The sequence below is a fragment of the Rhodococcus mengyinensis genome (genome assembly GCF_048381435.1).
Lineage (GTDB): Bacteria > Actinomycetota > Actinomycetes > Mycobacteriales > Mycobacteriaceae > Rhodococcus_F > Rhodococcus_F opacus_D.
Map to the genome: position 1 here is coordinate 465,788 of NZ_JBLWIT010000038.1, position 13,699 is coordinate 479,486.

Genomic DNA, 13,699 nt, shown 5'->3' on the forward strand with positions numbered 1-13,699 from the left:
CTCCTACCGTCTAGGGCAACGGTCTGACGAGACCGGCACCGACGGGACCACCACGCCCGTCATCACCGATCCGCTAGGACACGTGAAGGACGCACCATGGACATCACCATCATCCTGATCTATCTGGGCGCGATGCTCGCGTTCGGCTGGTGGGGCAAACGCCGGGCGAGCAACTCCAGCGAATACCTCGTCGCCGGCCGCCGCCTCGGCGGATTTCTCTACACCAGCACGATGGCGGCGGTCGTCATCGGCGGCGCCTCCACCGTCGGCGGCGTCGGCCTCGGCTACAAGTACGGCATCTCCGGAATGTGGCTGGTCGTGTCGATCGCCGCCGGCGTTCTCCTGCTCAGCCTGCTCTTCGCCGCGCGGATCCAGCGCCTGAAGGTCTACACCGTCTCCGGCATGCTGAAACTCCGGTACGGCATCGACGCCACCGGGGCGTCCGGTCTCGTGATGATGGCCTACACCCTCATGCTCACCGTCACCTCCACGATCGCCTACGCCACCATCTTCAACGTGCTGTTCGGCTTCGACCGGACCCTGTCGGTGGTCCTCGGCGGCCTCATCGTCGTGGCCTACTCGGCGATGGGCGGCATGTGGTCGATCACGCTCACCGACGTCGTCCAGTTCGTCATCAAGACCATCGGCGTCTTCGTCCTGCTTCTCCCGTTCACGTGGAGCAAGGCGGGCGGGTACGCCGGCATCAAGGAGCGCGTCGGCGAACAGGCACTCGGGCTCGGCACCATCGGCACCGGCACCATCGTCACGTTCTTCGTCGTCTACACGCTCGGCATTCTCATCGGACAGGACATCTGGCAGCGGGTGTTCACCGCGAAGTCGCCGGAGGTCGCACGGTGGGGCGGCGTCACCGCCGGCATTTACTGCCTGCTGTACGGCGTCGCGGGCGCCCTGATCGGTCTGGCCGCGTCGGCCCTCATGCCCGACATCGGGTCGTCCGACGACGTGTACGCCGACGTCGCCGTCCACGTCCTGCCCGTCGGCCTCAGCGGCATCGTCCTCGCCGCCGCGGTGGCCGCGATGATGTCGACCGCGTCCGGCGCGCTGATCGCCACCGCCACCGTCGCCCGGCAGGACGTCCTTCCGCTGGTCGCCCAGATCTTCGGCCGCACACGCCCAGAGCTGGACACGTCCGATCCGGAAGCCGACGTGCGCGGCAACCGCCTCTACGTGATCGTGATCGGCCTCGTCAGCATCGTGATCGCCGCGCTCATCAACGACATCGTCTCCGCGCTCACGATCGCCTACGACATCCTGGTCGGCGGGCTCCTCGTCCCGATCCTCGGTGGACTGGTCTGGAAGCGCGCCACCGGAACCGCGGCCATGGCGGCCATGGCGGTGGGCACCGTGGCGACCATCGCGACGATGTTCGTCGTCGGCGACGTCATGGCGAACGAGCCGGTGTACGTCGGACTCGTCAGCGCTCTGGTCGTGTTCGTGGCCACCAGCCTGTTCACCGAACCCACCCCGGCGAACGTGATGTCCGTGTGGAACGCGCGAGTGTCGGGAAAGCCCGAGGAAGACCCGGTTCCGGTCCCGGCACCGATAGCCTGAGTGGCATCAGCGCACGAAAGTGAGTGCGCACGAGCGGGAGGAATGATCGTGCCGAAGATCGTCGACCACGACGAGCGGAGACTGGCGCTCGCCGACGCCGTTCTCGCGTTGATCGCCAGGGAGGGGATCTCCGCCGTCACCACGCGAGCGGTGGCGGAGGAGAGCGGGTGGTCGACCGGAGTGTTGAACCACTACTTCGGGTCCCGGCACGAACTGCTCCTCGCGGCGCTGCGCCGGGCCGGCGACATCCAGGGCGACCGGTACCGCACGATCCTCGACGAGGAGGGCGCAGGCCCGATCGAGAAGCTGCGGAACATCACCGCCAGCATCCTGCCGCTCGACGAACGGCGGCTGGCGATGACCCGTGTGTTCCTGTTCTTCTACGCGGAGGGCGCGGCCGAGGAAACGGCGCGCGGTGAGATCGCGGCCTTCCTCGCCCGCTGGCGGGGCGTCGTGCGCGAGTCGGTCGTCGCCGCACAGCGGGAGGGCACCGTCTCCACCGACCTCGACGCGGACGCCGTCACCGTCGCGCTGGTGGCACTGACCGACGGTCTTGCATTGCAGGCCATCCTGGATCCCGTTGTCATGGAGGCGATCAGCGCGGAGGACGCAGCCGCCCGCTGCGTGGACGCCGCCGTACGACGGACCACCGAAGAAGCGGGAGCAGTAGGCAGATGACCGACCGCGTCGTCGTCCTCGACGACTTCATTCCGGCCGAAGAACTGTCCGATTCGCTTGCCGCCGCAGGTATTTCCGCGGACGTCGTGCACCAGTCCGAGTTCCCGTCCGGCCCTGGCGTCATCGCCCTGCTCGTGGGTCCGGAGAACACCGGACTCGAGCCCCGTCACCTGTCGGATCTCCCGGACCTGCGACTGCTGTCGGCCACGTCCGCCGGGTACGACCACCTGCCGGTGTCGGCGGCCCACGAACGCGGCCTCTGGGTCACGCGCGCGGTGGACTACTGCACCGAGGAGGTCGCAGACCACGCGCTCGCGCTCACCCTCGGACTGCTCCGATCCACCCACGCCCTCGACCGCTCGGTGCATGCCGGCGGGTGGGACGTCACCGCCGCGCCGCCGCGGCGGATCGCGGGAACCGTGCTGGGCCTCTACGGTTTCGGCCGGATCGCCGCCGCTTTCGCACTGCGCGCCCGAGCCCTCGGGATGACCGTCCTCGTCAGCGGCCGCGGGCTGGGCGACCGCGCCGGGGAACTGACGGCCGCGGGCATCGAGGTGGTCGGGTTCGAGGAACTGCTGCGCCGCTCCGACGTGCTGAGCCTGCACGTCCCCCTGACTTCCGAGACGCGGGGTCTGATCGACGAGCGGGCGCTGGCCGCGATGAAGCGCGGTGGGTATCTGGTGAACGTCTCCCGCGGCGGACTCGTCGACCACGACGCCCTTGGCGCAGCACTACGCAGTCGACAGCTCGCGGGTGCGGCCGTCGATGTCCTCCCGAAAGAACCTCCCGCACAGGACGATCCGATCCTGCAGATCCCGAACCTCGTGATCACCCCGCACGCCGCGTGGTACTCACCGCAGGTCGCGCGCACCCTGGCGCAGCAGTCGGCCCGCAATGTCGCGGCGGTCCTGACGGGCACATCCCCGGTGGGCGTCGTCGCCGCACCGGGGATGTGATCGCCCTGCCAGTCTCGGCAGGCCGCTGTCAGTCCTTGTAATCGGGGGCGGTCCGGTCCAGCATCCGCAGCAGCGCCGCCCACGCCATCTCGTAGGCCTGATCGTCGGTGTAGTCGTCCGTGGCCTCGCCGGCGAACTGTCGCGCGGTGTGCTCGGCGATCTCGGGCGACGGAACGCGCAGTTCACCCGACACCTGGGCGGCGATCTGGATGTCACACGCCTTCTCCAGATAGAACATTCGCAGAAACGCCTCGGCGGCGGATTCGCCCACGGTGAGCAGTCCGTGATTGCGCAGGATCATCGCGGGATGGTCGCGGAGGTCCTCGACCAACCGCACGCGTTCGGCCGTGTTGAGGGCGATGCCCTCGTAGTCGTGGTAGCCGACCCGGTTGTAAAACTCCATCGAGATCTGGTTCAGCGGCAGCAGTCCGTGCTCCTGCGCGGCCACCGCGCACCCGGCCTTTGTGTGGGTGTGCAGCACGCACTGCGCGTCCGGCCGGGCCTCGTGAATCGCGCCGTGGATCACGAATCCCGCAGGGTTGACCTGATATTCGGACGGTTCGACGAGTTCGCCGTCGAGTCCGATCTTCACCAGGTTGGAGGCGGTGATCTCCTCGAAGAGCAGGCCGTACGGGTTGATGAGGAAATGATGTTCGGGCCCGGGAATCCGGACCGAGACGTGCGTGAAGATGAGGTCGGTCATCTTGAAATGCGCGAGCAGGCGGTACACCGCCGCGAGTTCACGACGCAGTTCCGCCTCGGTCTTCGCCGGGCCCGTTCGGCCCTGCGACGTAACGGTGGGTGCACTCATGCGGGATCTCCTTGATCACCGAAGGGATTTCAGCTTAAATATATCAACTGATTTATTTAAGTGCCAGCCCTCGGATCAGTCGAGCCGCCCACCCAGCATGCCCCGCAGGGAGCGCAGGCAGAGTTCACGTAGCTCGCCCTCGTCGATCGACGGGTGGTCGAGCCAGTCCATGCAGACGGCACGGACGAAGGCGATCCATCCGCGCACCGCGACGCCGACGAGTTCCCGCTCACTGTCGGGGGGATCGAGCGCGTCGACGATGCGGCGCTGCTGGGCATCGAGTTCCCGCTCGACGATGGCCCGGATGTCGGCGTCGGCCGACAGCGCGCCGTGGTTGATGGCCCGGACTCCGTGCCGGTGGCTCGCGACGTGCTCGAAGTACGCGTCGAGGCCGGCCGCGACCTGTTCCTCGACGGGGAGGGTGGAGTCGGGGGCCGTCACCTCGAGCAGTCGTTCGGATTCGCGTTCGACGATAGCGGCGAAGAAATCCCGTTTCGTCGGGAAGTAGTGGTACATCAATCCGCGCGACACCTCGGCGAGTTCGGCTACCTCCTCGATCCACACGTCCTCGTAGGGGCGGTCCGCGAACAGCCGCGCGCCGATGTCGAGCAACTGCGCCCGGCGCTGCTCCGGGGCGAGTCGTCGACGGGCGCTGGTCATGCCAGTCACCGTACTGCTTGACACCGGTTCAGTAAGGCGTACCTTGCGTACTAGACATCAATTCAGTAACGCAGGCCACATCGACACGGGGGTCGACATGAGCGTCGAATCACTGCACACCACGGCGGAGGCGACCATCCCGCATCCTCGATGGCGGCTTCCCGTCGTCGGCGACGTCTTCGGGATCAGCATCCGCACTCCGGTGCAGAATTCGATGGAGATCGGCAGAAAACTCGGGCCCATCTTCGAGCGCAACGTCCTCGGCAACCGGTTCGTGTTCGCCTCCGGCGCCGACATGGTCGCGGAACTTTCCGACGAATCCCGGTTCGCGAAACACCTGGCACCCGGCGTCGCGTCGCTGCGCGAGGTCGGCGGCGACGGGTTGTTCACCGCCTACAACCACGAGCCGAACTGGAGCAAAGCGCACAACCTCCTCGCCCCGGCGTTCACGAAATCCGCGATGCGGTCGTATCACCGCACGATGCTGGATGTCGCAGGCGAACTGACGGAGCACTGGGACGAGCGGGTGGACGGCTCCCCCGTCGACGTGTCCTCCGACATGACGAAGCTGACGCTCGAGACCATCGGCCGCACCGGTTTCAGCTATTCCTTCGACTCGTTCAGACGGGACCGGCCGCACCCGTTCGTGCAGGCGATGGTCGGTGCGCTGAGCCATTCGCAGCGCACCACGTTCGTGAAGTCCAGCGCGCTCGGACGCCTGCTGACGCGACGGTCGGATCGACGCAACGTCGCCAACCTGGAACACATGGCCGAGGTCGTCGACGAGGTGATTCGTGCCCGCCGCGACAGCACCGAGGACGGCCCCGAGGACCTGCTCGAACTCATGCTGCGGGCCGCCCGGGAGAACGACCCCCATCGGATCGACGAGTTGAACATCCGGCACCAGGTGGTGACGTTCCTGGTCGCGGGACACGAGACCACCTCCGGGGCACTGTCGTTCGCCCTGTACTACCTGTCGCGTCATCCCGACGTCCTCGCAAAGGCGCAGGCGGAGGTCGATGCGGTCTGGGGCGACGAAGAGCCCGCGTTCGAGCAGATCGCGAAGCTCCGCTACGTGCGCCGGGTGCTCGACGAATCGTTGCGGCTGTGGCCGACGGCCCCCGCGTACGGCAGGGAGGCGACCGTCGACACGACCCTCGTCGGCAAGTACCCGATGAAGGTCGGCGACTGGGTGCTCGTCCTCATCCCCGCCCTGCACCGCGACCCCGTGTGGGGTGACGATCCCGAGGCGTTCGACCCCGACCATTTCCTCCCCGAGCGCATCCGGTCCCGGCCCGCGCACGTGTACAAGCCGTTCGGGACCGGCGAGCGCGCCTGCATCGGACGACAGTTCGCCCTCCACGAGGCGGTCCTGGTACTCGGCACGATCCTGCGGCGCTACGACATCGTGGGCGACCCGGACTATCGACTGAAGGTCGCCGAGCGCCTCACCCTCATGCCCGAGGGCTTCACGCTCCAGCTCCGCAGGCGCTAGACCCGGCGGGCCAGAACTTCCGTCACGACGTGTTCGGCGATGGCGAGGGACGACGTCGCACCCGGTGAGGGCGCGTTCCGGACGTGAACGACGCGTTCCGACCCGGTGATGACGAAGTCGTCCTCGAGGCTGCCGTCGGCGTTCATCGCCTGAGCGCGGATGCCCCGGGGTCCGCGGGTGACGTCGGAGCGGCACACGTCGGGCACGTACTTCTGCGCCTCCTTCACGAACTGGCCCGTGCTGAGGACGGTGCGGGCCTCGCGGACCGCCGCCGCGGTGTTGTGCACGGCGAACCGCCAGAACCCGGGAAACCCGACCGCCGACACCACGTCCGCCGCCGACCACCCCCGACGGTCGTACGCCTCCCGTCCGAAGGAGAGAAAGGCGTTCGGTCCGAGCATGATTCGCCCGTCGATTCGCTTGGTGAGGTGGACCCCGAGGAACGGGTACCGCGGATCCGGAACCGGGTAGATCAGCCCCTTCACGAGCGAGGACCGCTCGGGCTCGAGCAGGAAGTAGTCGCCGAAGAAGGGCACCACGCGAGGCGATCGCGGTTCACCCGACATCAGTGCCAGCCGGTCGGACTGCAGTCCCGCGCACGTGACCACCAGGTCGAAGACCTCGCTGCCGTTCCGGGTGGTGACCACCGTTTCCGCGGTCCGGCTGTCCAGGCCCACGACCTCCCGGCCGAGGAGCACGCGTCCACCCGCGGCGGCGATGTCCGCGGCGAGAGCCTCCGCGACCGCCACGTAGTCGATGATCGCGGTGTGCGGCGAGTGTACGGCGGCGACTCCGCGTGCATGCGGTTCGATCTCGGGGATCTCCTCCCCCGCGACCTTGCGGATGCCGGGGACCCCGTTGGCGACCGCTCTGTCGAAGATGGCGTCCATCCGCGCCACTTCGGACGAGTCGTGGGCGACCACCACTTTGCCGCATTCCTCGTAGGCCACACCCTTGTCCTCCGCGTACTGCTGCAGGAGGGTGACACCACGGCGGCACAGGCGAGCTTTGAGGCTGCCCGGCGGGTAGTACAGGCCGGCGTGGACGACGCCGCTGTTGTGTCCGGTCTGGTGGGCCGCGACCCGGGTCTCCTTTTCGAACAGCGTCACCTCGACGACGTCCATCCGGTGCAGAAGTTCCCGGGCGACCGCCAGACCGATGATGCCGCCGCCGATGACGGCGGCACGAACCTTCGCCATGAGCACCCCTCCGTATATACCGTTTTCGAGATACCATCGATGGTATGTCGACCACCCCTCGACGCACGTCTTTTCCCGGACTGGAGCACCTGTCCGATCGGCGTCGAGCGCTGCTGGACGAGCTCGTCACCACTCGCCGCGAGCGCGGCCTGACGCAGACGGAGATCGCCGCCCACATGGGCACGTCACAATCGGCCGTGGCACGGCTCGAACGCGGCGACGTCGACCCCCGCCTGTCGACGCTCGAACGGTATGCGGAGGCCGTGGGCCGGACGGTCGACTGGACGATCTCAGCGCACCGGGAGTCATCACCATGATCTGGCCACCACCCACCCCACCACCGGTCCCGCCGTTTCACACCCCCTGGCAGCCGGACCCCCGGCAGCCGCCCGCCCCGATGCCCGTCACGTCCGTGCCCGCTCCCGCTCCCGGTCCCGACTGGCTGGCCGAGCGCCTGTTCGACAAACGGATCGTGTCGCTGACCGGCAGGCTCGACGCCGAGGCCACCAACCGCGCGGCGGCGTCGCTGGCACTGCTCGACGCCTCGGACGACGGGGAGGTCCAGCTGTGGCTGCACGGCGTCGACGCCGACATCGACGCGGCCGCGGTCCTCCTCGACACCCTCGATCTGATGGGCGTCCCGCTGCACGTCCACTGCCGCGGCGACGTCCGGGGAATGGCGATCGCCCTCCTCGCGCCCGCCGACCGCCGGACGTCGGCGTCGCACGCCACGTTCCATCTCCGGGAACCGCAGACGTCCTGCACCGGTCCGGCGTCGGACGTCGCCATCGCCGCCGAACACCACGAGCAGCAGCTCCGGAGGCTGCAGCAGCGGATCGCCGACTCCTGCGGGCGTCCCGTCGACACGGTGATCGGCGACATGCGGGACCACCGGATCCTCACCGCCGACGAGGCGCGCGACTACGGGCTGATCGACGCCGTCACCGGCGCACGCTCCGCCGACGGCGAGTAATCCGGCAGCCGCACTCCTTTTCGGCTCCCGCGCACGAATTCAGGCGCAATTTCGAGTGCGTGAACCGAGAAAGGGTGCGTCTGTGCCGCCGGACGTGCACGGGCAGACTCTTGCGCCCCGCACCTCGACGGGGGAATCATCCGAGGATGACGGTCGAACGATCGCGCATCACGGTCCACGGGGTCGTGCAGGGGGTCGGCTTCCGCCCGTTCGTCGCGCGACTGGCCGACGACCTGGGACTGCACGGCCACTGCGGCAACGACGACGTCAGCGTGTTCATCGAGATAGAGGGCAAGTCGGCGTCGGTGTCCGAGTTCGTGCGCCGGCTCCGCACGGACGCGCCGCCGATGGCCGTGATCGTCGACGCGACCACTCAGCCCGTTCCGGTGCGCGGCGACGAGTCGTTCCGGATCATCGACAGCCGGCACGTCCCCGGCGCGCGGACGCTGGTGTCGCCGGACGTGGCGACGTGCGCGGATTGTCTTCGCGAACTGGCCGATCCGCACGATCGGCGGTATCGCCACCCGTTCGTCAACTGCACCAACTGCGGGCCGCGGTTCACGGTGATCACCGACCTCCCCTACGACCGGCCCAACACCACGATGGCCGAGTTCCCGCTGTGCGCAAAGTGCCTCGCCGAGTACCGCGACCCCGCGGATCGACGGTTCCACGCCCAGCCGGTGTGCTGCCCCGACTGCGGTCCGCACCTGTTCGCCGAGGTCGACGGGCACCGGATCGACGGGGACGACGCCGTCCTCACCGCGGTGCAGGGGGCGTTGCGGGACGGCCGGATCGTGGCGGTCAAGGGCCTCGGCGGATTCCACCTCGTCTGCGATGCCGCCGACCCCACGGCCGTCGAGACTCTGCGGGCGCGCAAGCACCGCCCGGACAAGCCGTTCGCGGTAATGACCGCGGACCTGTCCGCCGCCGCCGAGCTGTGCGAGATCTCCGAGCCCGAGAGCGCCCTGCTGCGACACGCGGCCCGGCCGATCCTGTTGCTGCACAAGAAGAACACAGCGTCGGTTGCCGACGGCATCGCGCCCGGGATCGACGACCTCGGCGTGATGCTCCCCTACACCCCGCTGCACCATCTCCTGTTCACCCGGACCCCCGGCAGCGACGTCGACCCTCCGCGGGTGCTGGTCATGACGTCCGGCAATCTGAGCGGCGAGCCCCTCTGTTTCGACAACGACGACGCCCGCACTCGATTGGCGGACATCGCCGACGTGTTCCTGATGCACGACCGCCGCATCGCGGTGCCCTGCGAGGATTCCGTACTCGCGGTGGAGGCCGGGGCGGTGCTGCCGATCCGCCGCTCGCGCGGATTCGCACCGCTGCCCGTCGTGCTCCCCGCGCACGGCCCGGAGATCCTCGCGGTGGGCGCGGAGATCAAGAACACCTTCTGCCTGACCCGGCAGGACTACGCGTTCTGCTCGGCGCACCTCGGCGACATGGGCAGCCTGGAGAGTCAGCGCGCCTTCGAGACGTCGGTGCGGCAGTTGACGCATCTGCACGGCATCACCCCGGAGGCGGTGGTCGCCGACCGGCACCCCGGCTACTCGACGCACCACTGGGCCCGGCGCTACAGCGACAGGACCGGCGTCCCCCTGCTCACCGTGCAGCACCACCACGCGCACGTCGCGTCGCTGATGGCCGAACACGGACTGGTCGGGACGACGGTGCTCGGTGTCGCGTTCGACGGGACCGGGTACGGCTGCGACACCACCGTGTGGGGCGGCGAACTCCTCCTCGTCGGCCCGAACATCCTCGACACGAGGCGGGTGGGGCACATCCAGCCCTTCTCGTTGCCGGGCGGTGACGCCGCCGTACGGAATCCGGTGCGGGTGGCGCTGGCTCTGCTGCACGAGTGCGGGATCACCGACGTCGACGGGTTCCCGTGCGTGGAGGCGATCCCCACTTCGGAACGCGCGGCCGTGGAGTCGCAACTGCAGTCGGGTCTCGGTTGTGTCAGGACGACCAGCGCGGGCCGCCTGTTCGACGGCGTCGCGTCGCTGCTCGGGGTCCGGCACCGGGTCACCTACGAGGCGCAGGCGGCCATCGAACTCGAGGCCCTCGCCCGGACCGCCCTCCACCCGGCTCCCCTGGCCATGGACGTGGAGAACGACCAGCTCAGGCTGCCTCTTCTGGTGTCCGGACTGGTCGCCGGACTCCGCGACGGGACCCCGCCCGCTGCGCTCGCACTAGGCTTCCACCATGCCCTCGCCGCCGCCACCGCCGGCCTCGTCGACCGGGCCGTCACCGCGACCGGCGCGTCGACGATCGGACTCACCGGAGGAGTCTTTCAAAACCGTTTATTCCTCGCACTGGTGAGAGCACACTGGGAGAGCAGCGGTTATCGAGTCCTCACCCACCACCGGGTGCCTCCCAACGACGGAGGACTCTCCCTCGGCCAGGCGGTGATCGGTGCCGCGGCAACCATGCGCGGACCGTGACGTCGGCAGCCCCCGACCGGCCGGTCCGGGACGGGAGCTAGTGAATGACCACCACCGCAGAGGCGGGCGGGCACCTTGTCGACACGGATCTGTCTGCGGATCTCGCCGCCGCAGCATTGTCACTCGCCCGCAGATTCCATGACGGCGCGACGCTCTGGGTGATCTCACCCCAGTGGGAACCGCACGCCCATCACGTCGCCGTCGAATTCGTGCATCCCGTGATCATGGGCAAACGGGCGCTGCCGTCGGTGGCACTCGTCGAACCCGATCCGGTGGCGCAGGCCCGGGTGGCGAGCAGGCCCGGCGACATCCTGCTGGCCGTGGCGTCGGCGAACGAACCCGCCGTCGTCGACGCGATGCGCCGCGCACCGGCGTGGGGCGCGATGACGCTGTGGATCGGGGCAGGCCCCCGACCTCCGGCCGGTGCGGCGAACCACATCCTCTGGGTCGATTCGGAGGATCCGATGGTGCCGGCCACCGGGCGGTTCGTCCTCATGTACCACCTGCTGTGGGAACTCACCCACGTCTGCTTCGAGCACTCGGGACTGCTGAAGCCCGACGCCGAGGAGTGCGACGAGACGGTCTGCGTCACGTGCAGCGATGAGGGGCGTCTCGGTGAGGTGGTGATCGAGCCGGCCGAACCGCTCGGACCCGCCCTGGTCCGCACCGCCGCGGGCGAGGAGTGGGTGGACGTCAGCGTCCTCGGCGATGTCCAGCCCAACGACCTCGTCCTGGTGCACGCGGGTGCCGCGATCACGCGACTCGACGACGCCGGTCAGGAGGCGAACCGATGACGACACACGACTCGGAGAGCACCAGCTTCCTCTACCCGTTCATCGACTCGGAGGAAACCGACGCCCAGAGCCTCCTCGACGACCTCGCCGCCTCCGCGCGGGGGAAGGCCGCCGAGAGCGCTCGCCTGCAGAAGGAGTCCCTCGACGAGTACGGCGACGGCCTGATCGCTGCCGGCATCGACATGGCCGACAGGTTCCGTCGCGGCGGCCGGCTCTACACGTTCGGCAACGGTGGCAGCTCCACAGACGCCGCCACCCTGGCATCGCTGTTCAGCCGTCCCGCCCGCGGACGCCCGGTGGCGGCGTGGTCGCTCGCCGCCGATCAGGCGGTGGTGACGGCGCTCGGCAACGACGTCGGCTTCGATCTGATCTTCAAGCGGCAGATCATCGCGCACGCCCGGGACCGCGACGTCGCGATCGCACTGTCGACGTCGGGCAATTCCGACGACCTGATGACCGCGCTCACCGAGGCGAAACAGCGGGGGCTGCTGACCATCGGGTTCGCCGGGCACGAGGGCGGCCGGATGGCGGCGATGGCGTCCGCCGGCGAACTCGACTTCTGCTACACCGTCCACTCGCAGAGCATCCACCGGATCCAGGAGAGCCACGCGATGCTCGGGTACCGGCTGTGGTCGGTGGCCCAGGAACACATGACGCGGCCTGCTCCCAACTCCGTGGAGGCTTCATGAGCACCACCGAACCGGCCACCTCGGCGGAACGCGAAGACCGGGTCCTCGAGCGGATCGACAAGTTCCGGCAACGCCGGCCGCGGCTGCTGGACGAGGTGGTGACCCTCGCTCACGGTGCGGGCGGGAAGTCGTCGGCGGCCCTCGTCGACGCGGTGTTCGTCGAGGCGTTCCGCAACGAGGAACTCGAGCAACTCGGTGACGCGGCCGCGCTCACCATGCCCTCGGGTGAGCGGCTCGCGTTCTCCACCGACTCGTACGTGGTTCAGCCACTGCGTTTTCCCGGCGGTTCCATCGGGCATCTCGCGGTGCACGGGACCGTCAACGATCTCGCCGTGTCCGGTGCGCGCCCGCAGTGGTTGTCCGCGGCGTTCGTCATCGAGGAGGGTTTCCCGATCGCCGAACTACGGGAGATCGTCGCCGACATGAGCGAGGCGGCCGTCCTGTCCGGCGTGCAGATCGTCACCGGCGACACCAAGGTCGTCGGCAAGGGCGCCGCCGACGGCGTCTACATCTCCACCGCCGGTGTCGGTGTCATCCCGGAGGGCAGGCGGCTGTCGGCCGATCTCGTGCGCGCCGGCGACAAGGTTCTGTTGTCGGGAACCATCGGCGCCCACGGCATGGCGGTCATGCTCGCCCGCGGTGACCTCGCCATCGAGGCCGACATCGCCTCCGACACCGCCCCGGTGAACGCGCTGGTGGAGACGCTTCTGAAGGCGGCCCCGTCGACGCGGTGGATGCGGGACGCCACCCGCGGCGGCGTCGGCACCGTGTGCAACGAACTCGCTCACGCCTGCCAGCTCGCCGTGATCGTGGACGAGCAGTCCCTGCCCATCGAGCCGCAGGTGCTGGGCGCCTGCGACATGCTCGGCATCGACCCGCTGTACGTCGCGAACGAGGGGAAGTTCGTCGCCGTCGTCGCGGCGGACGAGGCGGATGCGGCCGTCGCGGCGATGCGAGCCCACCCGCGGGGAGCCGATGCCACCGTGGTCGGCGAGATCCTGGCCGAACCGCCCGGCATCGTCGCACTGCGAACCTCGTTCGGCGGCAGCCGGATCGTCGACATGCTCGTCGGTGACCCGCTCCCCCGAATCTGCTGAAGAACAGCCCGAGAAGGAGAACCACGATGTGTCTGGGGATACCCGGTCAGGTGGTCGACATCGTCGACGCCGAACAGCATCTGGCCAAAGTGGACGTGAACGGCGTCCAGAGAACGATCAGTGTGCGACTGCTCGCCGAAGAAGGTCTCGTCGTCGGTGACTGGGTGCTCGTGCACGTCGGTTTCGCGATGGCGAAGATCGACGAGATCGAGGCGCAGCTGACGCTGGATCAGGTGCAGAAGATGGGCGCCGACTACGTGAACGAGATCGACGCGTTCAACTCGTCCGAAATCGCGTGACTACAGCAAGAACGAGGTAACAG

Annotated in this window: 14 protein-coding genes; 11 read left to right on the forward strand and 3 right to left on the reverse strand. The window is 68.6% G+C overall.

Features of this window, described 5'->3' with window-relative positions:
* The first annotated feature begins 96 nt into the window (after positions 1-96).
* The 3 genes from ACNJ7E_RS06915 to ACNJ7E_RS06925 are packed head-to-tail and all read left to right on the forward strand — an operon-like array spanning position 97 to position 3,206.
* Positions 97-1,572, forward strand: a complete 1,476-nt coding sequence (locus ACNJ7E_RS06915; RefSeq protein ID WP_418339447.1) for a sodium:solute symporter family protein — start codon at positions 97-99, stop codon at positions 1,570-1,572.
* 42 nt (positions 1,573-1,614) lie between these two features.
* Positions 1,615-2,250, forward strand: coding sequence for a TetR/AcrR family transcriptional regulator (locus ACNJ7E_RS06920; protein ID WP_280778920.1), 636 nt, complete (start codon positions 1,615-1,617; stop codon positions 2,248-2,250).
* Positions 2,247-3,206: a C-terminal binding protein gene (locus ACNJ7E_RS06925; protein ID WP_280778921.1), complete on the forward strand. Its 960-nt coding sequence runs from the start codon at positions 2,247-2,249 to the stop codon at positions 3,204-3,206. Before ACNJ7E_RS06920 ends, ACNJ7E_RS06925 begins: the two co-directional genes overlap by 4 nt.
* Positions 3,207-3,234: 28 nt before the next feature.
* Here the strand turns inward: ACNJ7E_RS06925 and ACNJ7E_RS06930 are convergent, their stop codons facing one another.
* Both ACNJ7E_RS06930 and ACNJ7E_RS06935 read right to left on the reverse strand, forming a co-directional pair.
* Positions 3,235-4,017 (reverse strand): class II aldolase/adducin family protein, encoded by a 783-nt coding sequence (locus ACNJ7E_RS06930; RefSeq protein ID WP_280778922.1) that lies wholly within the window; start codon positions 4,015-4,017, stop codon positions 3,235-3,237.
* Between the two features lie 75 nt (positions 4,018-4,092).
* Positions 4,093-4,677 carry a TetR/AcrR family transcriptional regulator gene (locus ACNJ7E_RS06935; protein WP_280778923.1) on the reverse strand — a complete coding sequence of 195 codons (585 nt, stop codon included), beginning with the start codon at positions 4,675-4,677 and terminating at the stop codon, positions 4,093-4,095.
* Between the two features lie 97 nt (positions 4,678-4,774).
* On the opposite strand from ACNJ7E_RS06935, the gene ACNJ7E_RS06940 reads away from it, so the two are divergent.
* The gene (locus ACNJ7E_RS06940; protein WP_283330502.1) at positions 4,775-6,172 is read left to right on the forward strand and encodes a cytochrome P450; all 1,398 of its coding nucleotides are present in this window, start codon (positions 4,775-4,777) and stop codon (positions 6,170-6,172) included.
* Here the strand turns inward: ACNJ7E_RS06940 and lhgO are convergent.
* The gene (gene lhgO, locus ACNJ7E_RS06945) at positions 6,169-7,371 is read right to left on the reverse strand and encodes an L-2-hydroxyglutarate oxidase (RefSeq protein ID WP_418339448.1); all 1,203 of its coding nucleotides are present in this window, start codon (positions 7,369-7,371) and stop codon (positions 6,169-6,171) included. The genes ACNJ7E_RS06940 and lhgO overlap by 4 nt on opposite strands.
* Positions 7,372-7,415: 44 nt before the next feature.
* Here lhgO and ACNJ7E_RS06950 point away from each other — a divergent pair, with 44 nt between their 5' ends.
* The 7 genes from ACNJ7E_RS06950 to ACNJ7E_RS06980 all read left to right on the forward strand — a co-directional run bounded on the left by ACNJ7E_RS06950 (position 7,416) and on the right by ACNJ7E_RS06980 (position 13,676).
* Positions 7,416-7,688: a helix-turn-helix domain-containing protein gene (locus tag ACNJ7E_RS06950; protein ID WP_061042299.1), complete on the forward strand. Its 273-nt coding sequence runs from the start codon at positions 7,416-7,418 to the stop codon at positions 7,686-7,688.
* An 80-nt stretch (positions 7,689-7,768) separates the two neighbouring features.
* Positions 7,769-8,344, forward strand: coding sequence for an ATP-dependent Clp protease proteolytic subunit (locus ACNJ7E_RS06955; RefSeq protein ID WP_280779176.1), 576 nt, complete (start codon positions 7,769-7,771; stop codon positions 8,342-8,344).
* Between the two features lie 146 nt (positions 8,345-8,490).
* The gene (hypF, locus tag ACNJ7E_RS06960) at positions 8,491-10,797 is read left to right on the forward strand and encodes a carbamoyltransferase HypF (RefSeq protein WP_418339449.1); all 2,307 of its coding nucleotides are present in this window, start codon (positions 8,491-8,493) and stop codon (positions 10,795-10,797) included.
* Between the two features lie 44 nt (positions 10,798-10,841).
* Entirely contained in the window at positions 10,842-11,591 is a 750-nt protein-coding gene (locus ACNJ7E_RS06965) for a HypC/HybG/HupF family hydrogenase formation chaperone (RefSeq protein ID WP_016884043.1), read from the forward strand.
* On the forward strand, positions 11,588-12,280 hold the full coding sequence (locus ACNJ7E_RS06970; protein WP_005258645.1) for a D-sedoheptulose-7-phosphate isomerase: 693 nt from the start codon (positions 11,588-11,590) through the stop codon (positions 12,278-12,280). The genes ACNJ7E_RS06965 and ACNJ7E_RS06970 overlap by 4 nt, the downstream gene beginning before the upstream one ends.
* Positions 12,277-13,377, forward strand: coding sequence for a hydrogenase expression/formation protein HypE (gene hypE / locus ACNJ7E_RS06975; protein ID WP_105416728.1), 1,101 nt, complete (start codon positions 12,277-12,279; stop codon positions 13,375-13,377). Before ACNJ7E_RS06970 ends, hypE begins: the two co-directional genes overlap by 4 nt.
* A gap of 26 nt (positions 13,378-13,403) precedes the next feature.
* Positions 13,404-13,676, forward strand: coding sequence for a HypC/HybG/HupF family hydrogenase formation chaperone (locus ACNJ7E_RS06980; protein ID WP_005244643.1), 273 nt, complete (start codon positions 13,404-13,406; stop codon positions 13,674-13,676).
* Positions 13,677-13,699 lie beyond the last annotated feature (23 nt).